Source organism: Citrobacter sp. wls619 (assembly GCF_005281345.1).
Lineage (GTDB): Bacteria > Pseudomonadota > Gammaproteobacteria > Enterobacterales > Enterobacteriaceae > Citrobacter.
This window is the reverse complement of the sequence record NZ_SZXJ01000005.1, coordinates 71521-96674: the sequence shown is the minus strand read 5'-3', so window position 1 is coordinate 96674 and position 25154 is coordinate 71521. Positions and strand designations below refer to the sequence as shown.

Annotated in this window: 27 protein-coding genes; 9 read left to right on the top strand and 18 right to left on the bottom strand. The window is 52.3% G+C overall.

Annotated elements, in window-relative coordinates:
- Positions 1-18 precede the first annotated feature (18 nt).
- Positions 19-909, bottom strand: a complete 891-nt coding sequence (locus FDX19_RS00645) for a DMT family transporter (RefSeq protein WP_137381211.1) — start codon at positions 907-909, stop codon at positions 19-21.
- Positions 910-1013: 104 nt separating this feature from the next.
- Here FDX19_RS00645 and FDX19_RS00640 point away from each other — a divergent pair, with 104 nt between their 5' ends.
- Positions 1014-2348: a PLP-dependent aminotransferase family protein gene (locus FDX19_RS00640; RefSeq protein WP_137381210.1), complete on the top strand. Its 1335-nt coding sequence runs from the start codon at positions 1014-1016 to the stop codon at positions 2346-2348.
- Positions 2349-2488: 140 nt separating this feature from the next.
- Here the strand turns inward: FDX19_RS00640 and FDX19_RS00635 are convergent, their stop codons facing one another.
- Positions 2489-2650, bottom strand: coding sequence for a phage protein (locus FDX19_RS00635; RefSeq protein ID WP_003841416.1), 162 nt, complete (start codon positions 2648-2650; stop codon positions 2489-2491).
- A 70-nt stretch (positions 2651-2720) separates the two neighbouring features.
- Positions 2721-2894, bottom strand: coding sequence for a hypothetical protein (locus tag FDX19_RS25025; RefSeq protein WP_032938222.1), 174 nt, complete (start codon positions 2892-2894; stop codon positions 2721-2723).
- A gap of 131 nt (positions 2895-3025) precedes the next feature.
- On the opposite strand from FDX19_RS25025, the gene FDX19_RS00630 reads away from it, so the two are divergent.
- Positions 3026-3382 (top strand): hypothetical protein, encoded by a 357-nt coding sequence (locus FDX19_RS00630; protein ID WP_137381209.1) that lies wholly within the window; start codon positions 3026-3028, stop codon positions 3380-3382.
- A 49-nt stretch (positions 3383-3431) separates the two neighbouring features.
- Here the strand turns inward: FDX19_RS00630 and FDX19_RS00625 are convergent, their stop codons facing one another.
- From FDX19_RS00625 to FDX19_RS00590, 8 genes are all read right to left on the bottom strand, one after another.
- A complete protein-coding gene (locus FDX19_RS00625) occupies positions 3432-4244 on the bottom strand; it encodes a shikimate 5-dehydrogenase (RefSeq protein WP_137381208.1) in 813 nt (270 codons plus the stop codon).
- A 1-nt stretch (position 4245) separates the two neighbouring features.
- Positions 4246-5469, bottom strand: coding sequence for an L-sorbose 1-phosphate reductase (gene sorE, locus FDX19_RS00620; protein WP_137381207.1), 1224 nt, complete (start codon positions 5467-5469; stop codon positions 4246-4248).
- 68 nt (positions 5470-5537) lie between these two features.
- Positions 5538-6362 (bottom strand): PTS system mannose/fructose/sorbose family transporter subunit IID, encoded by an 825-nt coding sequence (locus tag FDX19_RS00615; RefSeq protein ID WP_003031641.1) that lies wholly within the window; start codon positions 6360-6362, stop codon positions 5538-5540.
- A gap of 11 nt (positions 6363-6373) precedes the next feature.
- Positions 6374-7171, bottom strand: a complete 798-nt coding sequence (locus FDX19_RS00610) for a PTS mannose/fructose/sorbose transporter subunit IIC (protein ID WP_137381206.1) — start codon at positions 7169-7171, stop codon at positions 6374-6376.
- Positions 7172-7236: 65 nt separating this feature from the next.
- Positions 7237-7731 carry a PTS system mannose/fructose/N-acetylgalactosamine-transporter subunit IIB gene (locus FDX19_RS00605; protein ID WP_137381205.1) on the bottom strand — a complete coding sequence of 165 codons (495 nt, stop codon included), beginning with the start codon at positions 7729-7731 and terminating at the stop codon, positions 7237-7239.
- A complete protein-coding gene (locus tag FDX19_RS00600) occupies positions 7731-8138 on the bottom strand; it encodes a mannose/fructose/sorbose PTS transporter subunit IIA (RefSeq protein WP_137381204.1) in 408 nt (135 codons plus the stop codon). The genes FDX19_RS00605 and FDX19_RS00600 overlap by 1 nt, the downstream gene beginning before the upstream one ends.
- Before the next feature lie 9 nt (positions 8139-8147).
- The gene (locus FDX19_RS00595) at positions 8148-8954 is read right to left on the bottom strand and encodes an SDR family oxidoreductase (RefSeq protein WP_137381203.1); all 807 of its coding nucleotides are present in this window, start codon (positions 8952-8954) and stop codon (positions 8148-8150) included.
- 70 nt (positions 8955-9024) lie between these two features.
- Positions 9025-9978, bottom strand: a complete 954-nt coding sequence (locus FDX19_RS00590) for a sugar-binding transcriptional regulator (protein WP_137381202.1) — start codon at positions 9976-9978, stop codon at positions 9025-9027.
- A 469-nt stretch (positions 9979-10447) separates the two neighbouring features.
- On the opposite strand from FDX19_RS00590, the gene rluF reads away from it, so the two are divergent.
- Positions 10448-11323: a 23S rRNA pseudouridine(2604) synthase RluF gene (rluF, locus tag FDX19_RS00585; RefSeq protein WP_137381201.1), complete on the top strand. Its 876-nt coding sequence runs from the start codon at positions 10448-10450 to the stop codon at positions 11321-11323.
- Here the strand turns inward: rluF and FDX19_RS00580 are convergent.
- The 7 genes from FDX19_RS00580 to lysC all read right to left on the bottom strand — a co-directional run bounded on the left by FDX19_RS00580 (position 11320) and on the right by lysC (position 18369).
- Positions 11320-11592 carry a DUF3811 domain-containing protein gene (locus FDX19_RS00580; RefSeq protein WP_137381200.1) on the bottom strand — a complete coding sequence of 91 codons (273 nt, stop codon included), beginning with the start codon at positions 11590-11592 and terminating at the stop codon, positions 11320-11322. The two genes, rluF and FDX19_RS00580, sit on opposite strands and share 4 nt — an antisense overlap.
- 73 nt (positions 11593-11665) lie before the next feature.
- The gene (locus tag FDX19_RS00575; RefSeq protein ID WP_137381199.1) at positions 11666-12424 is read right to left on the bottom strand and encodes a DeoR/GlpR family DNA-binding transcription regulator; all 759 of its coding nucleotides are present in this window, start codon (positions 12422-12424) and stop codon (positions 11666-11668) included.
- Positions 12411-13274, bottom strand: coding sequence for a Cof-type HAD-IIB family hydrolase (locus tag FDX19_RS00570; RefSeq protein WP_137381198.1), 864 nt, complete (start codon positions 13272-13274; stop codon positions 12411-12413). Before FDX19_RS00570 ends, FDX19_RS00575 begins: the two co-directional genes overlap by 14 nt.
- Positions 13275-13292: 18 nt before the next feature.
- Positions 13293-14132, bottom strand: coding sequence for a histidine biosynthesis protein (locus FDX19_RS00565; RefSeq protein WP_032942081.1), 840 nt, complete (start codon positions 14130-14132; stop codon positions 13293-13295).
- A 27-nt stretch (positions 14133-14159) separates the two neighbouring features.
- Positions 14160-15746, bottom strand: coding sequence for a PTS sugar transporter (locus FDX19_RS00560; RefSeq protein WP_170974320.1), 1587 nt, complete (start codon positions 15744-15746; stop codon positions 14160-14162).
- Between the two features lie 242 nt (positions 15747-15988).
- Positions 15989-16927 carry a ketopantoate/pantoate/pantothenate transporter PanS gene (gene panS, locus FDX19_RS00555; RefSeq protein ID WP_137381197.1) on the bottom strand — a complete coding sequence of 313 codons (939 nt, stop codon included), beginning with the start codon at positions 16925-16927 and terminating at the stop codon, positions 15989-15991.
- A 92-nt stretch (positions 16928-17019) separates the two neighbouring features.
- A complete protein-coding gene (lysC, locus tag FDX19_RS00550; RefSeq protein WP_137381196.1) occupies positions 17020-18369 on the bottom strand; it encodes a lysine-sensitive aspartokinase 3 in 1350 nt (449 codons plus the stop codon).
- A gap of 314 nt (positions 18370-18683) precedes the next feature.
- Between lysC and pgi the strand changes: the two genes are divergently transcribed.
- From pgi to psiE, 6 genes are all read left to right on the top strand, one after another.
- Positions 18684-20333 carry a glucose-6-phosphate isomerase gene (gene pgi / locus FDX19_RS00545; protein ID WP_137381195.1) on the top strand — a complete coding sequence of 550 codons (1650 nt, stop codon included), beginning with the start codon at positions 18684-18686 and terminating at the stop codon, positions 20331-20333.
- 420 nt (positions 20334-20753) lie between these two features.
- On the top strand, positions 20754-20996 hold the full coding sequence (gene yjbE / locus FDX19_RS00540; RefSeq protein WP_043018063.1) for an exopolysaccharide production protein YjbE: 243 nt from the start codon (positions 20754-20756) through the stop codon (positions 20994-20996).
- A 63-nt stretch (positions 20997-21059) separates the two neighbouring features.
- Positions 21060-21698 carry a YjbF family lipoprotein gene (locus tag FDX19_RS00535; protein WP_047407247.1) on the top strand — a complete coding sequence of 213 codons (639 nt, stop codon included), beginning with the start codon at positions 21060-21062 and terminating at the stop codon, positions 21696-21698.
- Complete coding sequence (locus FDX19_RS00530; RefSeq protein ID WP_137381194.1) at positions 21695-22432, top strand: capsule biosynthesis GfcC family protein; 738 nt, start codon at positions 21695-21697, stop codon at positions 22430-22432. Before FDX19_RS00535 ends, FDX19_RS00530 begins: the two co-directional genes overlap by 4 nt.
- Positions 22432-24528, top strand: coding sequence for a YjbH domain-containing protein (locus FDX19_RS00525; protein WP_137381193.1), 2097 nt, complete (start codon positions 22432-22434; stop codon positions 24526-24528). The genes FDX19_RS00530 and FDX19_RS00525 overlap by 1 nt, the downstream gene beginning before the upstream one ends.
- A gap of 175 nt (positions 24529-24703) precedes the next feature.
- A complete protein-coding gene (gene psiE / locus FDX19_RS00515) occupies positions 24704-25114 on the top strand; it encodes a phosphate-starvation-inducible protein PsiE (RefSeq protein WP_137381192.1) in 411 nt (136 codons plus the stop codon).
- Positions 25115-25154: the final 40 nt, after the last annotated feature.

The window sequence follows — 25154 nt, the reverse complement described above, 5'->3', positions numbered from 1 at the left end:
ATTTCCGGCGAGCGTTTCCTATTGGGCGAACTTACGGGAACCGATCACACACAGAATGACTCCCAGTGTGATCAGCACCATCAGGGGGCTGACGGTTTCATGCAGGAGCGTGGCCGAAAGACCCAGACCAAAGAAAGGCTGCAGAAGTTGCAGCTGGCCGACCGCAGCAATGCCTCCGATTGCCAGCCCTTTGTACCAGAAGATAAAACCAATCAGCATGCTGAAGATCGACACATACCCCAGCGAGACCCAGGCTGACGTTCCGATGCCGGAAAATGTGGTTGGCATGGTGAGCAAGGACGCGATGAGCATGAAGGGCAGAGAAATAATCAGTGCCCAACTGATAACCTGCCATCCGCCCAGTACGCGGGTCAGTTTGGCACCCTCGGCATAACCCAGACCACAGGCAATCACAGCCGACAGCATCAGTAAATCACCGGTAAGCGAAACGGAGGCACCTTGCGAGAGAGCAAATCCCATCACCAGCAGACTGCCAATCACTGAGAAGATCCAGAAGGCCAGTTTAGGTCGTTCGCCACCCCGCAGGACGCCAAAAGTCGCGGTTGTCAGGGGCAGAAGCCCCAGAAAGACGATCGAGTGGGCAGAGGTGACATGTTGCAAGGCCATCGCCGTCAGCAGCGGAAAGCCAATCACCACGCCCAGAGCCACGATGACAAGTGGGATGAGGTGCGATGCGTGTGGGCGTTTTTCCCGGAAACCGAAGATCAACATGACTGCCAGTATTCCGGCAATGGACGCCCGGAGGAATGTCAGGAAAAACGGATCCATATCAAGTACGGCGACACGCGTGGCAGGTAACGAGCCACTAAAAATCACGACTCCCAACAGGCCGTTAACCCAGCCGGAAACTGAGCTGGGATCGGTTTTATGTACCACTGAATTAACCACGTTGACCTCGTTATCTACGTTTTGCCCGCAGGCTTGAGCATTTGTCAGACAGATGGTAATCTCAGTAATCTGATACAATCAAATTATTGTCATGGATACATTTGATGAAAGCGCGTTACAAAGCCATCGTGGATAAATTTGCGGAGATGATTCGCAGCGGGAAAATCCTAGCTGGTAGCCGTTTGCCGACTCACCGCGATCTTTCTGCTCAGGAACATATCTCGCTGGCTACGGCGACACGGGTCTACAGCGAACTGGAAGCAATGGGTCTTGTCAGCGGTGAGACCGGTCGGGGGACATTTGTCCGGGAAATTTCGTTGCCTTATGGCCATGGTATCGACCAGCTTGCCGTGGCAACGGACGTGCTGGATTTGAATTTCAACTATCCCGCCCTGCCAGGGCAAGGTGAGCTGCTGCGCGACGCACTCCGGCAGATATCTACCGCCGGGGATATCGAATCACATCTGCGTTACCAGCCTCATGCAGGCAGGCTCTCTGAGCGAGAGATCATTGCAGAACACCTGTCAGGAAGGGGGTTTAAACCGACAGCGGATAATGTTGTGATTGTGAATGGCGCACAACATGGGCTGACGGTGACAGCAATGGGCCTGCTGAGGCCTGGAGACGTTGTCGCTGTGGATGCACTTACCTATCCGGGGTTTAAAGTCCTGGCCGAGTTGTTCCATCTTGAACTCATCGCGATCCCATCACTGATCGATGGGCCGGATTTCAGCGTACTCAGGCAGTTATGTCAGAAAAGACATATCAAGGCAGTGTATGCCATGCCGACCTTACATAACCCCCTGGGATGGGTGCTGACACATCGTCAGAGAAAGGATCTGGCGGCCATTGCCCGTGAACATGACTTACTGATTATTGAAGATACCGCCTATTCCTGGCTAATCCGACGCCCCCCGCCACCGATTGCATTTTACGCACCTGAGCGTACGGTTTACGTCACCGGCTATTCGAAGAATGTCGCAACCGGTCTTCGGGTTGGTGCCGTTGTGTGCCCTGAAGCATACCGTCCCGCTCTCGAAAGGGCCGTTCGGGCAACAACTTGGAATACCCCGTCAGTAATGACCACGCTGGTGTGCAACTGGATACAGGATGGCACTGTTGAACGCTTTGAAGAACTTAAGCGACAGGATGCCCGTCAGAGACAAACGGTGCTCAGAGATGCTCTGGGCGATATTCCCTGTATTACACATCCAGGTTCCTATTTTGCCTGGCTGCCACTTTCCGATGAATCACGGGCCGATCGTGTCGTTAAGGTTCTGATGGATAGCCATATTTCTGTTTCAACTGCCGAACCGTTCTGCACCTCACAGACCATTCCCCAGGCTATTCGGGTAGCGCTTGGCTCTGTCTCGATTGAGAACTTGCACAAAGCATTATTGAAAGTACGCAACGCCGTTGAAAATGAACAATATCGTTAATTGCAGAGGTGGGGTTCAGTAATGAAAAAAGCTAATTTTGCCCAGCTAAAAACGGGAAAATTCACTATATAAACAATTATGTGAACGTCCGTTTTTCGCTCTAAACAGACCTTCAGAAAGGCGATATAAAGTACTGCCTCTTACACTTCAATTCCTTTCTGTTTCAGCTCTTTTCTAATCACTCGTTTAATCCAGGCTGCCAACGATTCGTCGCCATCCTGCCGTTGTGCTTCTTCCATCGCTTTGCGCAGTTCCGGGTCCAGACGGAATTGAAACGGGGGATTGCCTCTTCTTTCGTTCATGTGTGTTGACACCTTAATTACATGAGATGTGTGATGACACACTACTCTTACATGTCATAAATTCCAGCTTCTAAACTTCAATTCCTTTCTGCTTCAGCTCTTTTCTGATAATGCGCTTAATCCATGCGGATATTGAAGCGTCACCATCCATTGAAAGCGCTTTCTGAATCCCTGCTTCCAGCTCTGGCTCGACACGTAACGCGATTTGTTTGTTACCTTTCTTTTTAAACTCTACCGTTGACATGTGTCTGACACCTGATTTACATTGATAATCGTAAGACAAGTGTAAGTCAATTGTCTTACAGAAACAACGAAGCCCGGCAGTGCGCGAACACATACCGAGCTTCTAACCACAACATTATACGAGGTAATGCTATGGCTGATGCTAATAGTACCACTAACGCTTGTTTTGCGTCTTCTTCTCTCATTTCACAGGCCGATCTGCTTTATTTTCCACTCGCCGAGGCGTTCCGCCATCTTGATTGTAGCCATCTCACCACCGAAGAAAATCTGGCGCTATCGTTTGGCTGTGAAGAGGCGCTGGCGGGGTTGTACCAGACGCTGAATTTTATGGGCGAAAGCCTGCTGACCATGGCGGGTGAAGGTCAGGAACATTTTGCGTATGAGAGCATATGCCAGTTAGGACACAGTCTGGTAAACATCAGCCAGTTGATTCCCGCGCTGGCGCAGTTGGAAGCGAAAGCTGACCAGCAATTGTTTGCTGTTGCATAGTACCTAAAATAAACAGAGCGCCCATCCCTGGCGCTCTGTTCCTGCTTCGTTACTCCGCCCGCGCAAATTCTGCCGCTTCGGCGATTAGCGCGTCATCCGGGCGTACGCCGGTGTACATGGCGAACTGCTCTACGGCCTGTAAGGCAATCACCTCTGCACCGCTGATGGTCTTTTTACCCAACTGCTGTGCCAGCTTAATCACTGGTGTTTCTGGCGGCAGGGCGACCACGTCAAACACCACGCTGGCGGCAGCGACCATCGCTTCGCTGTAGGCCAGTTCGTCGCTCTCTTTACCGCCCGCCATGCCGACGGGCGTCACGTTGACCAGAATATCGCAGGCAATCCCTTCCGGCTGGGGTTGCCACTGAAAACCGTACTGTTTTGCCAGCGCCGGGCCGCTCTCCCGGTTACGGGCGGCGACGATGACATCGTGAAAACCGGCATCGCGAAATGCGGCAATGACCGCTTTACCCATTCCACCGCTGCCGCGGATCATGGCGCGTGCGTGGGTATCAAGCTGGTGGCTGGTAATCAGGCTTTTTACCGCAATGTAGTCGGTGTTAAATCCTGTCAGCTTACCGTTGTCATTGACGATAGTGTTGACGGAATCAATGACTTTTGCGGAGGGATCGATGGCATCCAGAAACGGCATGCAACTCTCTTTAAACGGCATAGAGACCGCACAGCCGCGAATTCCGAGTGCGCGAACACCTTTCACTGCGGCCTCAATATCCTGCGTAGTAAAGGCTTTGTAGATAAAATTTAACCCTAGCTTTTCATACAGATAGTTGTGAAAGCGTGTGCCAAAGTTGCCGGGGCGTCCGGCAAGCGACATGCACAACTGGGTGTCGCGGTTAATCATGTTAAATTTCCTCGGCATGAGACAATATGTACTGTTCGGCTTCCTGCGACCAGATCCCCTGATTACGCTCCAGGATATCGCGCAAGGCCGGATCGTCAATCTGGGTGAGCGCAGTTAACGGCAATGCTTTTCCGGTATAAACCAGTTTTTTACCCCCACCGACCTGCGGCAGTTCCAGCGTTGTTTCTCCTGCCGCATTTAATCCCAGAATGTGCGTCACCACTTTTGCCGCCTGAACTTTCTTCTCTTCGATCAGTTTTACCGCCGCGCGCATGTCGTCGGTATTGCCGCCAGACGTCCCAACATAATGGGTGAAGGCGTAGTGCACGTCGTAGAAGTTAATCGGCGCGCTAAACTGCTTATCCTGCGGACCGGCAAAGAAGTTCATGCAGCCATCGGCAGCCAGCAGGGAAGAGGCCAGCGTAACCAACTGTTCGTTGGGCACAAACACAAAGATGTCATCAAACCCGTGCCCGCCGCTCAGCGTCATCAAGGTGTCATAACCCGCATCCTGGGCGTGGAGATAATGGATCAACGTTTGTGGTTCTGATGGGTAGTGTTTGCGGGCGTAGCTCAGCTTGTCGTTATTGGTGTCGGTTACCACCAGCAGCGCCGGGTTAATCGGGCCATGCAACGCATAGTCGATCGCCAGTAGTCCCATTGGCCCGGTGCCGCCGAGAATTAACGTGCGCCCCTGCGGACGAATGCCCATCTTGTGGTTATAAGTGCCTTCCTGTAGGTGATAGTTGGCGTTGAATGCGCCAATCACGCAGGACAGCGGCTCAACCAGCGAGCCTTCAAAATAGGTTTCACCTTCGTAGGCTAACAGGCAGTCCTGCTCCATAACTTCATCAGGAATGATAACGTGCGTGGCTTCACCGCCTACCCACGGGAAGGAGTAGCCGGGGCAGTCCGGGCGATCCGGCAGTTGCAGGTTAGCCTGAATGACATAGCGTTGGCCGGGCTGAAACTTATGCTGCCATTTTTTGCCTACGGCAATAATGTCGCCGCAAAACTCGTGACCGATGATGATCGGGTTGGTGGCCACATCGTCCGGCACCTTTTTGTGGTTCTCGCCCTGGTTAGCCTCTTTCCAGGAAGAAAGGCACAGGCTGTCGGTCACGACTGAGGCCAGAATTTCATCGTCCTGCATTTCAGGAAGATCGAAGGTTTCCAGACGCAGATCGCGTTTACCATAAAGGCGTAAAGCTGTTGTTGTTTGCATTGTTACCACCTCTTCCTCTTTCGAGGACAATTTGTTGAAGTAGCCCCAGCATCGCCGGGGCGGAAAAATCAGGACAGGAAGCCCAGCGCGTTGCCGATAATCCCCAGCGCAAACAGGGCGAAGATCAGCCACACCGGATTAATTTTCTTGTTGAGTAGCCGCACCATCAGCAGCGTCAGACCCAGCGCCAGCAGGCCAGGGCAGAGCTGATCGAGTATGTTCTGCACGGTCATGGTGACGGTGGTGCCGTCTGCGCCAGGCGTTTGCGACACCACCAGCGGCACGTTGATGCTGGTCCATTTGGTGACCAACACCCCCATGACAAACAGGCCGAGAATCGATGCGCCTTCGGTCAGTTTCTGCAGCAGGTTTCCGCCCATGTCGCTGACGATATTGACCCCTTTACGAAAGCCAAGCTGTAAGCCGTACCACTTCATTGCCAAACGTACTGCATTGAAAATAAAGAAGAACAATAGTGGGCCGAGAATGTTTCCGGACAGCGCCAGCGATGCACCGAGCGCGGCGGTAATCGGGCGCAATGTTCCCCAGACCAACGGATCGCCAACACCGGCCAGCGGACCCATTAACCCAACTTTGATACCGTTGATGGCCCCGTCATCAATTTCCGCACCGTTGGCGCGAGCTTCCTCCATCGCGGCGGTCACGCCAATCACCGGGCCGCAAACGGCAGGTGTAGTGTTGAAAAACACCAGGTGGCGTTTGAGTGCTGCAACCTGGTCCTCTTTCAGTGGATACAGGCGCTTAATGGCAGGGATCATGTCGTAGCAAAAGCCCAGCCCATGAATGCGTTCAAAGTTGAATGACGCCTGTTGCAGGTTGGAGCGAACAAACATGCTAAACAGGTCGGATTTGGTCAGTTTTTTCTGTTCCATGGCTGGCTCCATTAGTCATCAAGCTGATCGAGAGCTTGAGAAGAGGCGGGTTGCGCCTGCGGTTCGGCTTTACGCCACTGTGGGTTCAGCTGGATGTAGACCAACGCGATGATCACGCCAACCCCACCGAAAGCCAGCAGGCTCAAATCGAGATAACCCCCGGCGATAAAACCGAGGAAGAAGAAGGGCATCAGGTACTTCACGCCCATCATGCGCAGCACCATGGCGTAGCCGACCACCACGATAAAACCACCGGCAATCTGCAACCCACGGGTGACGAAGTCCGGAATGGCGTTCAGCATGTTGCTGACCATATCGGCGCTGACAAACAGTGAGACAATTAATGCAGGAATGGCAACGCGCAGCGCCTGTACGCCGAGCGCGGAAACGTGGAGCATATCGATGGTACGAAAGCGTGCGTCTTCCGCGGCTTTATCCGCCGCGTGCTGGAACACCACGGTAATGGTACGGGCGAATACCGTCAGTACCTGGCCTGCCGCCGCGACGGGCAGGGCGATGGCGATACCGGTGGCGATACTCTGTTGCCCGACGATAACCAAAATGGCGGAGATAATACTGGCAAGCGCCGAATCGGGGGACTGCGCGGCACCGACGTTCATCCAACCCAGAGCAATCAACTCCAGCGTGCCGCCGAGCATAATCCCGGTTTTTAAATCACCAAGGATCAGGCCGATAACGGTACAGGCGATCAGCGGACGGTGGGTCTGGAATTCATCCAGCACGCTGCCCATTCCGGCAATACAGGAAAATATAAATATGGCGATAATTTGTAGGGTACTAATTTCCATAATTTGTCACCTTAAGGGTATAACGATCCCTGCCTGTTACGGCATATTTCTACAGGCGCTATTTATTATTCGCTAACGGACTGCTCTTTTATTTTCTCAAGAATATTAATTGTGGGGTCGGAGGCAACGACGCGTAAATCCAGTTTCACTCCCAGCTGATCCAGTTGGTGAAAAGCATTAATATCGTTGTCATCTAAAGAAACGGCTTTGGTTAATTGTTTTTTACCCGGTCGCCAGGCCATGCCGCCAATATTTAACGTGGTGATTTTTACTCCTTGTTTTACCATTGCTAAAGCATCCTGCGGGCGGGTAAAGAGATAAAAAACGGTTTCGTTCTGGTATTGCGGATTATGATAAACCGCGACCGCCTTTTCGATATTCACGACGTTGACCTTCATTCCCGGCGGGGCGGCCTGACGTAATAATGTTCGACGTACTTCATCGTTATATACCTCGTCATTGCAGATAATAATCCGCTGGGCGTTTGCCACTTTCGACCAGACGGTAGTGACCTGGCCGTGGATCAGGCGGTCATCAATACGGGCAAGGGTAATGTTCATCAGAAATCCTCTTCGGTTGTTGCCAGATGCTGCCAGACAACGCAGGTTTGTTGCGCAATGGTCGTCAGGTGTTCGCACAGCTCATCCACATTCATACTGCTCTGGTTGTCAACCAGTTCCAATGCCAGCGGCAGCGACAACCCGCTAATAACGCGTATCGCCGGATTGTGCATTGCCAGCGTCGCGGCGGCATTCCATGGACTGCCACACTGCAGATCGACGGCAATCAGCCATTCATCATTGGTGTGAGCGCTTACTAACTTTTTCAGCTTTGCCACGATGTCGCTGGCGTTCTCGCCGGGGACAAACGTTACCGCTTCAACGTTGGCATTGCCGTAGACCATTTGCACCGATTCCAGCATGGCGCAGGCCAGTTTGCCGTGGGCGCAGAAGATTGCATGGACCATAAAACCTCCTTAGCCGCGCGTTTTACCGCCCGCAATGTTAGTGGTTACTCCGGTGATGTAGCTGGCACGTTCAGACAAAAGATAACAAACAAAATCAGCGACTTCGCTTAAGCGTCCTGAGCGACCAATCGGGATCGCGTTCTTGGTGTAGCCCTCGCGCAGCTGTTCGACGGTGATGTTGCGGGTCCAGGCCAGCGCTTCTTCATACTCGGGGGTGCGCAGCCCGGTTTTTTCCAGAATGCCAGGTGCAATACCCACCACGCGAATGCCGTGTTTGCCCAGTTCTTTCGACCACGAGCGGGTAAAGCTATTCAGCGCGGCTTTGGTCGCGGCATAGCAGCTCTGACCTTCAGAACCTTCCAGTCCGCTTTCTGAAGAGACATTCACAATCACGCCGTCATGCTGTATTACCATCTGGCGCGCTACCGCTTGTGACATTAAAAAAACGCCTTTTTGGTTGATGTTGACCATTTTTTCAAAAGCGGCTTCATTGAGTTCATATTGCCCGGCCGGGGCTTTTTCATCGACCAGCAGACGTGGGAAATTCACCCCCGCGTTATTCACCAGCCCATCAATACGGCCGAAACGCCGGATGATTTCAGCAACGGTGTGGCTGACTTCTTTGGCGCTGGAAATATCCGTCGGCCAGAAATGATATTTGCTGTGGTCGGTATATTTACCATCGCCACCATGAATATCTGCCATTTGCACGTTAGCACCTTGCGCTAATAACTCTTCAACAATGGCCAGGCCAATTCCTGATGCGCCACCGGTAACAATAATGACTTTATCCTGCAGATTTAACCACGTTTTCATAATCAACTCCCAATTTCAGATAAGGGGATCCTGCATAAAGTAAATTATGTCAGGATCAATTCGAATATATTTACTTCAACAGCAATTCAGCGGTATGACTGTTAGTGACTAAACCGTTAATATAATTTCCACGTAATGCACCAAGTATTCCACTCAGTTTTTCTTCCCCCATGGCAATGCCAATGGAGTAACGCGCCTGCTTTAATTTATTGGTTTCGATCGAGAGTGTTTTTTCACTCATACTGGTCTCTACCGTCACGCCGTCAATATCATAAAAGCGCGAGCAGATATCTCCGGCGACATGACGGGCATGCAGGTCATCACTCTCTTCACTGCCGTAAAAGGCGTGCCAGTTGGCACCGTCACGGATCGCCGGGGAGCCAATGCCGACCAGCGCGACGTCCAGATTATCCCAATAGGCGGAAATCGACCGGAAGTGCCGGGACTGCATAATCCCGTTACGGATCAGCGGGTTTTCCAGCAGTGCCGGGAAATCGGCCAGGTGCGATTCACCCTTGAGCTTTGCCGCGGCGCCATAGGTCAGCGTATTGACGTGGTAACGGCTTTCAAGCTTGCCGGAGGGGCCGCCGATAATCGGCACACAGATCAGCTGGCGCGACTGGCTAGCGGGGGATAACCCTTCGACCAGCCCCCGAACGGCGCGCCCCCATGAGAAGCCGATAATATCGCCGGGTTCCAGTAAGCGCTCCAGCAGCTGTGCACCGTGCACACCCATCATCGCAAGTTGTTCGTCTTCCTGTTCGCTGTCGCAGGAGACCACCACCGCTTCTTTCAGGCCAAATTTCTGTTTTAGCTGTTGTTCCAGCCACAGGTTCTCGTTGAAGTCGTAATTAATGGCAATGGTAACGATGCCTGATTCGCGGCCACGTTTGAGCAGGCGGCTGATCGTGGTGCGATAAATTCCCAGCTCGCGGGCGATTTGCGCTTGCGTCATATCCTGTTCGTAATAGAGCTGCGCTATTTTTACGATCAGGCGGATATCATCGCTGTTTTCCGTTGCCATCTTTGGGCTCCTGCACATTTGTGCAAATCACTATATTGTCTTCTTGATCTGATATAACCCCATCGATGGCCCAGTTCAAAGTAATTTTCTCTTCTTTCAGCGCCATGAACTGGCAGTTTGTGTTGCACATTTGATGTGCCGATAGCGCGTTGTCGGCACATATGTGCTTATTGATGTAATGCCTTGATTCTGTGTATTTTCGTGCAACAAAATTGCAGGCATGGGTTGCGGACACTTTTGTGTCGAAAGGTGTGACGGATCACAAATAGCGCCCGGGCGTGAGAACACGATTATTTTTTATCGCCCGCAAGGTAGGGTATATTTCGCTTTTAATACACAAAGTCCTTCAAGTTGTATCAAGGCGGCAAGGGAGCGAATCCCTGGGAGCATAGAGTGCTATGTGACCTGGGTGAGTGAGGGCCGCCAACGCAGAGACAGCCTGAAGGATGACGTGTATACAGGAGAAATTATGCTGCCCGACTCATCCATCCGATTAAATAAATACATCAGTGAAAGCGGAATCTGCTCGCGTCGCGAGGCAGATCGCTTTATCGAACAAGGGAATGTCTTCCTGAATGGCAAACGCGCCACCATTGGCGATCAGGTGATGCCTGGCGACGTCGTAAAAGTAAATGGTCGGTTGATTGAGCCGCGTGAAGCGGAAGATCTGGTTTTTATTGCGCTGAATAAGCCGGTAGGGATTGTCAGCACCACCGAAGACAGCGAACGCGACAACATTGTTGATTTTGTTAACCACAGTAAACGCGTGTTCCCAATTGGCCGTCTGGACAAAGACTCTCAGGGCTTAATCTTCCTGACCAACCACGGCGATCTGGTGAATAAAATCCTGCGCGCCGGTAACGATCACGAAAAAGAGTATCTGGTGACGGTTGATAAACCAGTCACTGATGACTTTATCCGTGGGATGGGGGCCGGTGTGCCAATCCTCGGCACCGTCACCAAAAAATGTAAGGTGAAGAAAGAAGCGCCGTTTGTGTTTCGCATTACGCTGATTCAGGGGCTGAACCGTCAGATCCGTCGTATGTGCGAGCACTTTGGTTATGAAGTTACTAAGCTTGAGCGTACGCGTATCATGAACGTGGGTTTGTCCGGTCTGCCGCTGGGTGAATGGCGCGATCTGACGGATGACGAACTGATCGGTCTGTTCAAGCTGATTGAGAACTCGTCCTCAGAAGCCAAACCGAAGGCCAAAGCAAAGCCAAAAACCGCAGGCATTAAGCGTCCGGTGGTGAAAATCGAAAAATCGGCGGAGAAAGAGAAATCGCGCCCGGCGGCAAACGGTAAGCGTTTTACCTCGCCGGGGCGTAAGAAGAAAGGGCGTTAACGTCTGCCGCGCGTCGGCGTATTCGCTGACCAGGAAAACGATGCTTCCGCATCCGGTTTATAAGCCTGCTTTTTCTTCAACTGGCGGGCTTTTTTTGCCTCTGCTTCGCGCAAAACCATCAGTTTATCGATGTACTCTTTCTTGATGCTGTTGGTCTCTGCGTTGGTGAGTAGTCGACCATGCGCAATGCGCGCGCGGTCGAGCAGCGTTTTCAGTTCACGCTGTTCGCGTTCGGTCATCTCTTTTTGGGTAATGCGGGGGAGTGCCATAAGGGTGCCCTCTGTTAGCCGATATCCTCAGTGTACGGTAATCCGGAACCTGCTGATAGCGTCACGCATTGTATTATTCAGCAATACGTAATTTTCCGTCGAAGTCCTGCTGTGTATAGCCCGTTGTTCTGAATCGCTTATCTGTGATGATGTTATCGATCTCTTTTAACGTAGCGATACACATCACACCGTCCTGGCCAAATTTTGTATGGTCGGCAAGAATTACCGACTTTTTACTCATAGCAATCATTGATTTGGCAACATACGCTTCGTCAAAGCTTTTCACCAGCACACCATGTTGAGGCGAAATGCCACCCGCGCCGATGAAGCAGATATCTGCGTGAATGGTGTTTATTTGCTGACAAACGGAGACGCCGAGATTGGCGCGGAAATGGTAGTCATATTCACCACCTAATACATAAACCCGCGCTTTAAGATTATGTTCTTTGATTTTATCGGCAATTAAGGCTGAATTGGTAATAACGGAATAGGCCAGGGGAGGTAATTGTTCGGCCAGAATAAGATTGGTTGTGCAGGAATCAATGAATAGAGTATCGTGCTCGCTGACCATCCCGGCGGCAAGTTTACCAATTGCCATTTTTTCTTCGCGGTGTATATCAATCCGCGCGCCAAATTCATCCTCCTGAACAACCTGCTTTTTGACGGCGCCGCCGTGAATCTTGGTAATTTGCCCTTCAGACTCCAGAATGGAGAGATCGCGGCGAATGGTCTCTGATGTGACGTTTAGCGTTTCCGATAATTTGATAACCGTCACTTCACCGAATTTATTTAATTCATCGAGGATATGTTTTCTTCTTTTAATCGGGTTCATTATTTTCCGCCAACGTCGTGCTTTGGCGCATGGTAACTGGATGTGCAGAGCAACGCAACCACTCCAACGCACAGACAATACCCTCATCGTCATTAGAGGCCGTTACATAGCTGGCTTGTCGTTTTACTGCCTCAGGCGCATTCCCCATTGCAATACCAATGCCGGCGGCGGAAAACATACTGATATCGTTTTGCTGGTCGCCAATCGCCGCAACCTTTTCTGCTGCTATATTTAGCTGGCGCATTAATATGCTAATAGCATAACCTTTATTTATTTCGCTACGTTGGATATCAATGTAATTTTCTCCAGTGACAGTCGCTGTATAGCCATAAGGCAATTTATTGTTCACTTCTGTACACAGTGCATTTATTTTTAACTGATCGGTAACGAGCGTTATTTTATAAATATCCTGCCGATTTATAATGTTTCCGGGCGCTGCCGAAATAAGGGGTAATTCAAATAAACGGGCTTCATACGTTGTCCATGGTGCTACCTGCTGGTCGCAACGATGATAAATAGCATCGGCGCTAAAAAAATGATGAGGACAGAGGGAAAGCGCAATATGTCGGTCAATATCCCGAAGATTCATACAAGAGAGCGCCGCAGAATGAATATTGCGCTGCTGCGCCATCTCGAGGATCTGACCTCCGTTGAAGCCTGCGCACCAGTCAAACAGCGTATTAACCTGCTGCTGCTGTAGCAGGCGCATCATAGAGGAGACCGGTCTGGCAGAACAAGCGGCCAGCAGGCCACCGCGCTGGTGGAATTCAATGAGTGCCTGACGCGTGCGTGGACTGATTGTCTTTTGCGAAGTCAGTAGCGTTCCATCCAGATCGGTGACCAGTAACATGTTGCTTTTCCCTTAATATCAATGCGCAATAAACGGTGTGACAGCCTCTTTGGCGGCGTTGCAGACCATATTGTCGATTGCCGTACCGACGACCAGAATATTGACCCCGGTATCCTTAAACGCTTTGGCATTGGCGAGGTTAATTCCGCCTTCCGCCAGCGTAGGCACGCTTACCGCGCCGACCAGTGCCCACAGGCGATCTTTGATGGCCTGCGGAATATCGCCCGCTGCTACGCCTTCGTAGCTCATGCCGGTCATCAGACCAATCATGTCGACGCCAATCTCCTGCATCCGTTTTGCTACGCTGGCGACCTCTTCTGGCGTGCGTGCAGGAATACCGAAGGTATGCAGGTCATCCGGATGCCCAATATAAGCATCAACGGTCAGCCCATACTGATGGGCGAGATTAACGATGTCCTGTAGATCGTCCCAGTCAGATTTGTGGGTGTGTAAGCCATCGGCACCCGCACGGGCAATCTCCAGGATCTCTGTTTCCGTGAGCGGGACCGGTAACGTTTCGGTAAAGCCACCGGCGATACCGACGGTAATGAAGATATCGTCAGGAACCACATTACGCACGCCATGTACTGCTTCGGCCATCTGGCTGTTAGTGATTTCGTGGCGGATTTGTTCCGCCGCGTGCATGTTGCTCACCCCCTTATGCCCACGCGCCAGCGCCAGTGCGGGATGGTTCGGTTCAAGCAGCTTAACGCCCGCCTCACATACTGCTTTCGCCAGGCGCGCATCATCGCCGGTTATCCCTGTGCTGAGGATGGTTTGCCCGCCGTGCAGCGTGATGGCATCTTTCACTTTCTGTAACGCTTTAGCGCGTTTTTTATTCATATCGCCTTTAAACATGGTGTACCTCTGGTGTTGGTGCATTAATTAATGGGCCGACGCGGTAGAGTCTTTCTGTGCGACAGCCTTAAAACGGTTGGCAATAATGGTGGAAATACAGGTCAGGCCCATGACGGTAACCATCACAATGGCCATTTCAAGCGCATTACTGGACAAAAACGGGGAGGCGAAAGCAGGGACATACGCCACGCCTTTGACGTTAAAGAAACCCAGCATCATGCCGCCCAGACCGGCCCAAACGATCGCTGAACCAAAGACAATTTTGTTGGCAAACATGAACGGATAGGCCGACTCAACGAAGGTCCCAAAGCCGAGGTTGATAAGCAGGCCGGGCGTCGCGACGGCTGCTTCGCTTTTTTCTCGTGGTGCGATGACGTTAGCCAGGTTGATTCCTGCTGCAACCATCACCAGGCCCACCATATCGACAGCACCGAGGAAGCTGACACCGGATTTTTCCATTTCCAGCAGTACCAGCGGCAGGATGACCGCGTGATAGACGCCGCCCAGAATAGCTGGCCAGATAACCAACCCAGCCAGCAGGCCTGCAAGGATAGGGCTGAAGGCCAGCGTGCTTTCGATAGCCAGTTTGATGTAATTACCTGCTGACAGCGCTAGCGGACTCAGCAGATAGTGCATGATTAACCCAGCGGCAAGGCCCGAGATCCCACCCGCAACAATGTTGACGGTGGTCATCGGAAAGCGCCAGTTCAGGCATAATTCAAACAGCCAACGAACGAAAATTCCCGCCATCAAACCACCGATGATCCCGCCAATCAGACCGCCTTCGACGGAAAGCACCCCGGCGACCACCCCGGCAACAATAGAGACTTCATCCAGTTCCGAAATCTGTTTCGCTGCGAGAACCGCAACTAAAACCGGCAGGCCTTTCAGCAGAATTTCAAAGATATCGTTGAGTTTTTCCAGGCCTGGGATGTGACTGAGTGCGAGCACGATTGCCATGGCGATAAAGCCCGGTAGCGCAGGGATCATAATGCTGCGAATATTGAAGCGCTTAAGCAGGCTTTTGCCGGAACCGCCCTGTGCAGGAGAAGCGCTGCCCAACTGTGGTTTATATTTAACGCCCCAGTGCTTACACAGCGATGCGATGAAGGAGACTGCGCGGGTTCGGCTGGTGGTACCGGTCGTACCCGAGGTTGCGACGACATTTGCCCCCTTTGCCGCGACCAGCGCCATTGAGGTGCCGCCGGTGCCAACAATCGGTGTTTTCATCTCAACGGCTGCGGCAAAGACAGCCTGATTGGCCTTCACCGGATCGGCGCTCATCACGATGATCCCATCGATCTCACCGTTACGGATCATTTCAGCAATCCTGTTATCGCTCTCAACGACCGAGTCGTTCACTTCTGAAAGTTTGCCCTGAAATATCCTTTGTGGTTTTTGTTGGTTTTCTGTGGTTAGTGCAAATACCGACGCTGGCGTGTGCGGTTTGGCTGCGTCCATTGAGGCTTCTGCCGCAATGAACTGCACAGCGGCAACGTCCACGCCTGCGGCTTCGCACTGCTGGTAAATTTCCTGGAGTAGCTTTTCTGGTTCAGCACCACCCAGGTTGTAGAGGTTGCCTCCACTGCTTCCAATAATCGCAATTTTTTTCATAGCGGCCTCGAAGATAGGGTAAGGGTTTATCTGTGTTGTAGTGAAATCATATTCCCAATTAAAACAAAACAAATCAACATTTGAAGGGGCGCTAATTTTGGATATAAAACGAATATGTTTATTCAATTAATTGAAATTTAAAGATTAAATAAATATTTTGTTTTATGTTGATATTTGTTGTTTTGTGATGAGGTTCAAATGCGGGTAGGGAGAAATGGAGGATGCCTCCTCCATTATGAAGATTAGTGTTGTTTTACTGTCTGCGGTTTCTCTTCAATCGGCTTACCGGACCAGTAGCCAGCCAGCAGCGAACCAGAAAGGTTATGCCAGACGGAGAACAACGCGCCGGGCAGGGCAGCGAGCGGGCCAAAGTAGATTTTGCCCAGCGCAGCGGCAAGCCCTGAATTCTGCATGCCCACTTCGATAGCCAACGTACGGCAGGTTGACTCGTCGAAACCAAACAGTTTTCCGCCCCAGTAGCCGCCGAGCAGGCCAATGGTGTTATGCAGGATTACGGCGATAATCACCACAAAACCGACGGACGCAATGTGCGCGGCAGAACCCGCTACGACGGCGCTGATGATTGCCAGAATGCACACCATAGAAAATGCGGGAAGATACGGTTCCACGGTTTTTACGACGCGTGGGAACAGGTGGTGAATGACCAATCCCAACGCAATCGGAATGACCACGATCTGCAGGATACTCAGCAACATACCCATCACATCTACCTGGATATGCGCATCGACATACAGCCGTGTCAGCAGCGGTGTGGCGACAACGCCGACCAGCGTTGAAACCGATGAAATAGTCACAGAGAGCGCCACATCGCCTTTTGCCAGATAGATCATGACGTTTGATGCCGTTCCGCTGGCGACGCTCCCGACCAGCACCATCCCTGCGGACAATTCCGGCGGCATATTAAATGCCAGCGCTAAAATCCATGCGGCGAGCGGCATCACCAGATAGTGCAGGAAAATACCCGCCGCGACGGGTGCGGGACGTGAGAGTACGCGTTTAAAGTCGTCCACCTTCAGGTGAACGCCCATGCCGAACATGATCAGCATCAGTAATGATGGCACGAATGGTCCGACGGGCGTAAAGGTGGAGGGCGTGTAATACGCAACAACAGAGAGCAGCAGCGCCCATAACGGGAACAGCCGCGTGAGAGTAGCGAGCATGTTATATTCCTTGCGATTGAAATGTGTTGTGTTGTTATAAAAAAGCCGGGTTCGAGCCCGGCTATAGTTATTGTTTATCGCGTGATGGAATATTATTCAAACAAATTATGGTGCAGTTTCTGGACGACCAACTCGGCTTCGGTGCCCGGCACCAGGAAGCACAGGTTGTGGCTGGATGCGCCGTAGCAAATCATGCGAATGTTGAATGGCTCCAGTACACCGAACACCTCTTTGCCGACGCCGCAGGCTTTCGACAGGTCATTACCAATCAGCGCGACCAGCGCCAGGCCTTCTTCAACTTCAACCCGACACAGGGCAGACAGTTCCATCAGCAGAGACTGTGTTAACAGCGTATCGCCGGTGGAGGTGGAGCCGGTGGTATCCAGCGTCAGCGCCACGCTGACTTCGGATGTGGTGATCAAATCTACCGAGATATTGTGGCGTGCCAGAATGCCGAATACTTCCGCTAAAAAGCCGCGAGAGTGCAGCATATTCAGGCTATGCAGCGTCAACAGCGTTTGTTTACGGCGCAGGGCCAGCGCCCGGAACAGCGGTGGATTCGCGGTTTTATTACATACCAGCGTGCCGCCTGCTTTTGGATCTTTGCTCGAGCCCACAAATACCGGAATATCGCTACGTACGGCAGGTAACAGGGTTGCCGGGTGCAAGACTTTCGCACCGAAGGTTGCCATTTCCGCGGCCTCTTCGAAGGCAATCTCATCGATACGCTGCGCTGCGGGAACAACGCGCGGATCGGTGGTGTAAATGCCAGGAACATCGGTCCAGATATCGACGCGCGTGGCGTGCAGCGCTTCGGCCAGCAGGGCGGCCGTATAATCGCTGCCGCCGCGTCCGAGTGTGGTGGTGCGGCCTTTGCTTTCGCTACCGATAAAGCCCTGAGTAATGACCAGACCTTCGCTCAGCCGCGGGGCAAGCTGGATGGCTGCCAGTTCGGCCAACGCCGCCACATCTGGCTCAGCACGACCAAAGCGATCGTTGGTGCGCATCACTTTACGTACGTCAAACCATTGGGCCTGCACGTTACGCTCGCGCAGGATCTCAACAAACAGCAGGGTAGACATCAGTTCACCGTGGCTGACCAGTTCATCCGTTAGCGCGGTTGAGGTCGCCAGTGAGGCCGCCTCGGCCAGCGTAGTGATGTTTTCCAGCAGACGTTCGATCTCTTCACGGATCACGTTCGGATAACGCAGGCGTTCCAGAATATTGAACTGAATTTGACGAATGGCGTCGAGTTTCTCGAAGCGCTCAGTCGGCTCCAGCCCTTCTGCCAGTGCAACCAGCAGATTGGTAATGCCTGCGGAAGCGGAAAGTACCACTACACGGACATTAGCATCAGAAAGCACTACATCAGCGCTGCGATTCATGGCGTCAAAATCCGCCACGCTGGTACCGCCAAACTTGGAGACAACTACATCAGTCATAACTACCTCGTGTCAGGGAATGAATAGAGCGACCATGGCACATAAGGCAGAACGGAAACCGGTGCAGGCGCAAATGCAAATACCGTATTTATAAATAAAATGTGTAGCTTGCACTGTCAACGCTGGGATTATGCGGATTTTTCATGCTGCAACTGCGTTGAGTAACGGTACTAATAACAACGCTGATAACCGCTATACTTTTTAGCCACGTTTGGCGGATGCCCTGGCAATGGCATTAAAACAATCACACTTTTCTGTGACTGGCGTTACAATCGATCTCAGTCACAATTCTCAAAATCAGAAGAGTATTGCTAATGAAAAACATCAATCCAACGCAGACCTCAGCCTGGCAGGCATTACAAAAACACTTTGAAGAAATGAAAGACGTTACTATCGCGGATCTGTTCGCGAAAGATAGCGATCGCTTCACTAAGTTTTCCGCGACGTTTGACGATCTGATGCTGGTGGATTTCTCCAAAAACCGCATCACTGAGGAGACGCTGGCTAAACTGCAGGATCTGGCGAAAGAAACCGATTTGGCGGGTGCCATCAAGTCCATGTTCTCCGGTGAGAAAATCAACCGCACCGAAGACCGTGCCGTGCTGCACGTGGCGCTGCGCAACCGTAGCAATACGCCTATCATCGTTGACGGCAAAGATGTCATGCCGGAAGTGAACGCGGTGCTGGAGAAGATGAAATCCTTCTCTGAAGCGATCATCTCCGGAAGCTGGAAAGGCTATACCGGTAAAGCCATCACTGATGTAGTAAACATCGGTATCGGCGGTTCTGACCTCGGCCCGTTCATGGTGACCGAAGCGCTGCGTCCGTACAAAAATCACCTGAACATGCACTTTGTGTCTAACGTCGATGGTACGCACATTGCCGAAGTGCTGAAGAAAGTGAACCCGGAAACCACGCTGTTCCTGGTCGCTTCCAAAACCTTCACCACCCAGGAAACCATGACCAACGCCCACAGCGCGCGCGACTGGTTCCTGGCGACCGCAGGCGACAACAAGCACGTTGCCAAACACTTCGCTGCGCTCTCCACTAACGGTAAAGCGGTTGGCGAGTTTGGTATTGATACCGCCAATATGTTTGAGTTCTGGGACTGGGTTGGCGGTCGTTACTCCCTGTGGTCTGCCATTGGCCTGTCCATCATTCTGTCCGTGGGCTTCGACAACTTCGTTGAGTTGCTCTCCGGCGCGCACGCGATGGACAAACACTTCTCCACCACGCCGGCTGAGAAAAACCTGCCAGTGCTGCTGGCGCTGATCGGTATCTGGTACAACAACTTCTTCGGTGCCGAAACCGAAGCGATTCTGCCGTATGACCAGTATATGCACCGTTTCGCGGCCTACTTCCAGCAGGGCAATATGGAATCCAACGGTAAATACGTTGACCGTAACGGCAATGCGGTGGATTACCAGACTGGCCCAATCATCTGGGGTGAGCCGGGTACTAACGGCCAGCATGCGTTCTACCAGCTGATTCATCAGGGCACCAAAATGGTTCCTTGTGACTTTATCGCGCCGGCGATCACCCACAACCCGCTGTCCGATCACCATCCGAAACTGCTGTCGAATTTCTTCGCGCAAACCGAAGCGCTGGCATTCGGTAAATCTCGTGAAGTGGTTGAGCAGGAATACCGCGACCAGGGTAAAGATCCGGCCCAGCTCGAACATGTTGTGCCGTTCAAAGTGTTTGAAGGCAACCGCCCGACCAACTCCATTCTGCTGCGTGAAATCACGCCGTTTAGCCTGGGTGCGCTAATTGCACTGTATGAGCACAAAATCTTTACTCAGGGCGCTATCCTGAACATCTTCACTTTCGACCAGTGGGGCGTGGAGCTGGGCAAACAGCTGGCAAACCGCATTCTGCCAGAGCTGAAAGATGGTTCCGAAGTGAGCAGCCACGACAGTTCTACCAACGGTTTGATTAACCGTTATAAGTCCTGGCGTGCCTGATGGCGCTGCGCTAATCAGGCCTACAGGCGCACACTTGTAGGCCGGATAAGGCGTTTCGCCGCCATCCGGCATTAATGAAATAAAAAAGCCGATATTAATATCGGCTTTTTTTATAAGATTACTCCAGGATATCTACGCCTTTGTTTCATTTCTTAATTGAGCTTAATCCTAAAATAATTCATTCAACGTTGTCATGTCTCTGATATTTTCAGATTTGCCGGATATTGTATTTTTTATTTATATATAATAACTGATTGATTATTTTAATTTTATTATCGACAGATAATTATTTTCTCTCTTGCTGGCTAATTATCCTAAATTCCCGCATGGCGTAATTTGCGCACTTTCGCTTGTGTATACTCGATCTCGCCCGAAATTCTTTTGGGTAAATCTCCATTCATACAATGAAGGGAATTTGTGATGAAAAAAGTTCTGTATGGCCTGTGGGCTATATCTGCGCTTGCGGCGACTTCTGTCTATGCCGCCCCCGTTGAGGTGGGTGAGGCTGCAGGGTCGGCTGCCGCGTCGGTTTCGGCAGGAAGTTCCTCCGCAACCAGCGTGAGCACCGTAAGTTCTGCGGTGGGGGTTGCCCTGGCGGCGACCGGTGGTGGCGATGGCTCTAATACCGGAACCACCACAACAACAACCACCAGTACCCAGTAATACCGGTACGTTTAATTCTAACCACACTTCGGTGTGGTTATTTTGCCGCTGCGGAGAAACGTCGTGAAGCGACCAGCGATCATAATGGTTTGCCTGTTACTGCAGGCGTGCTCAGCCACCACCGAAGGGTTGGGTCATTCGCTATGGGAGAGCGTGTTTGGTACTCCCGGCGTACAGATGACGGACGATGAAATCCAAAACATGCCCTACGCCAGCCAGTACATGCAACTCAACGGCGGTCCCCAGTTGTTTGTGGTACTCGCGTTCGCAGAAAACGGACAGCAAAAATGGGTGACTCAGGATCGGGCCATTCTCGTCACGCAGCATGGGCGCATTGTGAAAACGCAGCTCGGTGGTGACAACCTGATCGAGATGAATAATCTGGCGGCAGACCCGCTCATCAAACCAAATCAAATAATCGATGGCGCAACGTGGACCCGTACGATGGGCTGGACTGAACATCAGCAGGTACGCTATGCCACCGCACGCTCAGTTTTCAAATGGGATGGCGCAGACACCATCAAAGTCGGCAGCGATAACACGCCGGTACGGCTCCTCGATGAAGAGATAACTACCGAACAAACACGCTGGCATAACCGCTACTGGATAGACAGTGAAGGGCAGATTCGCCAGTCGGAACAGTATCTTGGCGCACGTTACTTCCCGGTGAAAACCACGCTGATTAAGGCGGCAAAATCATGATCAAACGAGCCGTACTGGCGCTGCTGTTAAGTCTGAGCACAGCGTCCGTTTTTGCTGCGGGCAGCGTTAAGGTCTTTACCTCCGCCAGCGCAGAGCCAAAAACGCTGACCGGGGCCGAACATCTGCTCGATCTTGTCGGACAGCCGCTGTTGAGCAATAGCTGGTGGCCAGGCGCGGTTATCAGCGAAGAGCGGGCAACCACGGAGGCGCAACGTCAGCAGCAGGCGTTACTGGCGCGCCTGGCGACGCTGAGCGCTGAAGAAAGCGGTGACGATGCCGCGTCTATCAACGCATTACGCCAGCAAATTCAGGCGCTGAAGGTGACCGGCAGACAGATGATTAATCTTGACCCGGATGTGGTGCGCGTCAGCGAGCGAGGCAACCCGCCGTTGCAGGGCCATTACACGCTGTGGGTCGGTCCACAGCCAACTGATATCACGCTGTTTGGCCTGCTAAGCCGCCCAGGTAAACAACCGTTTATGCCCGGGCGTGATGTTGCCAGCTATCTCGATGGGCAAAGTCGGCTCAGCGGTGCAGATCGCAGCTACGCCTGGGTCATCTATCCCGACGGACGCACGCAAAAAGTTTCGGTCGCTTACTGGAACAAACGCCACGTTGAGCCGATGCCCGGCAGCATTATTTTTGTTGGACTCTCTGATGCTGTCTGGAGCAGCGCCCCAGATGAAATCAATGCCGACATTCTTCGCACCCTGACCCAGCGGATACCCGAATAATGAGAAAAACTTACCTGCTCAGCTTACTGGCGCTGGGCGTAAGCGTTGCCTGCCACGGTGAAACCTGGCCCGCGCCCATAGGACCATCACAGTCCGATTTTGGCGGCGTGGGGTTGCTGCAAACCCCAACCGCACGCATGGCGCGTGAGGGCGAAATGAGCCTCAACTACCGCGATAACGATCAGTACCGTTACTACTCAGGGTCGGTGCAGCTTTTCCCCTGGCTGGAAACCACGCTGCGCTACACCGATGTGCGTACCAAACAATACAGCAGCGTGGCGTCGTTTTCTGGCGATCAGACTTACAAGGATAAAGCTTTTGATCTCAAACTGCGGTTGTGGGAAGAGAGCTACTGGCTGCCGCAGGTGGCGGTGGGCGCACGCGATATTGGTGGAACGGGCCTGTTTGACGCGGAGTACATTGTGGCGAGTAAAGCCTGGGGACCGTTTGATTTCTCGCTTGGCCTCGGCTGGGGATACCTTGGGACCAGCGGTAATGTCAGCAACCCGCTGTGCTCCTACAGCGATAAATTCTGTTATCGCGACAATAGCTACAAACAGGCGGGTTCTATCGATGGAAGCCAGATGTTCCATGGTCCGGCATCGTTGTTTGGCGGTGTGGAATATCACACCCCTTGGCAGCCGCTGCGTTTGAAGCTGGAGTATGAAGGTAATAATTATCAGCAGGATTTTGCGGGTAAGCTGGATCAGAAGAGCAAGTTTAACGTCGGCGCTATTTATCGCGTCACCGATTGGGCCGACGTTAACCTCAGCTACGAGCGCGGCAACACTGTTATGTTTGGCTTCACGCTGCGGACTAACTTTAACGATCTGCGACCCGCGTATAATGACAATGCCCGCCCGAAATATCAGCCGCAGCCGCAGGATGCCATCCTGCAACATTCGGTGGTGGCGAATCAGCTAACGCTGCTGAAATACAATGCCGGGCTGGCGGATCCTAAAATCCAGGTGCAGGGCGATACGCTGTATGTGACGGGTGAACAGGTGAAATACCGTGATTCGCGTGAAGGGATCGAACGCGCCAACCGGATCGTGATGAACGATCTCCCCGACGGGATCCGTACGATCCGCATTACGGAAAATCGCCTGAACTTACCGCAGGTGACGACCGAAACGGAGGTTTCCAGCCTCAAGCGCCATCTGGAAGGCGAACCGCTGGGCCATGAAACCCAACTGGCGCAAAAACGCGTTGAGCCTGTGGTGCCGAAAACCACCGAGCAGGGCTGGTATATCGACAAATCACGTTTCGATTTTCACATCGATCCGGTACTTAACCAGTCGGTGGGTGGCCCGGAAAACTTCTATATGTATCAACTGGGCGTGATGGGAACGGCGGATCTGTGGGTCACGGATCACCTGCTGACCACCGGTAGCCTGTTTGCCAACCTTGCCAATAACTACGACAAGTTTAACTACACTAACCCACCGCAGGATTCGCATTTACCGCGGGTGCGTACCCATGTGCGTGAGTATGTACAGAACGACGTCTACGTGAATAACCTGCAGGCCAATTACTTCCAGTCTCTCGGTAACGGATTCTACGGACAGGTTTACGGCGGTTATCTGGAAACCATGTACGGCGGAGCGGGGGCAGAAGTGCTGTATCGTCCGCTGGACAGCAACTGGGCGTTTGGCATTGATGCCAACTACGTGAAACAGCGTGACTGGCGTAGCGCACAGGACATGATGAAGTTCACCGACTACAGCGTGAAGACCGGGCATTTGACGGCATACTGGAATCCTTCGTTTGCTCAGGATGTTCTGGTGAAAGCCAGCGTGGGGCAGTATCTGGCGGGTGATAAAGGCGGCACGCTGGAAGTGGCGAAACGCTTCGATAGCGGCGTGGTTGTTGGCGGCTATGCGACCATCACGAATGCATCGCCGGACGAGTACGGAGAGGGGGATTTCACCAAAGGGGTGTACGTTTCCGTGCCGCTGGATCTTTTCTCCTCTGGTCCAACCCGCAGTCGTGCGGCGATAGGCTGGACACCGTTAACGCGTGATGGTGGTCAGCAGCTTGGACGTAAGTTTGGTTTGTACGATATGACCAGTGACAGGAGCGAGAACTTCCGTTGATGTGCATGTTGATCGCCCGGTGGCGCTACGCTTACCGGGCCTACGGTAGGCCGGATAAGGCAAAGCCGCCATCCGGCAAGAACCATTGTGCGAACAAAATCTAAACAAAAAATATAGATCTCTGTCACATTTTTGCGTTATACAGGAACTTCGCCACTGAGTAAGAGGTGCTGTTATGACGTCGCTATCTCGTCCCCGCGTGGAGTTTATCGCCACCATTTTGCAGACCGTGTTGAATCTGGGGCTGCTGAGTCTGGGCCTGATCCTGGTCGTATTCCTCGGGAAAGAAACGCTGCATCTGGCTGATGTGCTGTTCGCGCCGGAACAAACCAGCAAATATGAGCTGGTGGAAGGGCTGGTGGTTTACTTTCTGTATTTTGAATTTATTGCGCTGATTGTTAAGTACTTTCAGTCAGGGTTTCACTTTCCGCTGCGCTACTTTGTCTATATCGGGATCACGGCGATTGTGCGGTTGATCATTGTCGATCATAAAGCCCCCATGGATGTGCTGATCTATTCTGCGGCGATCCTGCTGCTGGTGATCACCCTGTGGCTGTGCAATTCGAAGCGGTTGAAGCGAGAGTAAAAAAACAACACGCCGTTGGGGCGGCGTGTTGCAGGTCAGG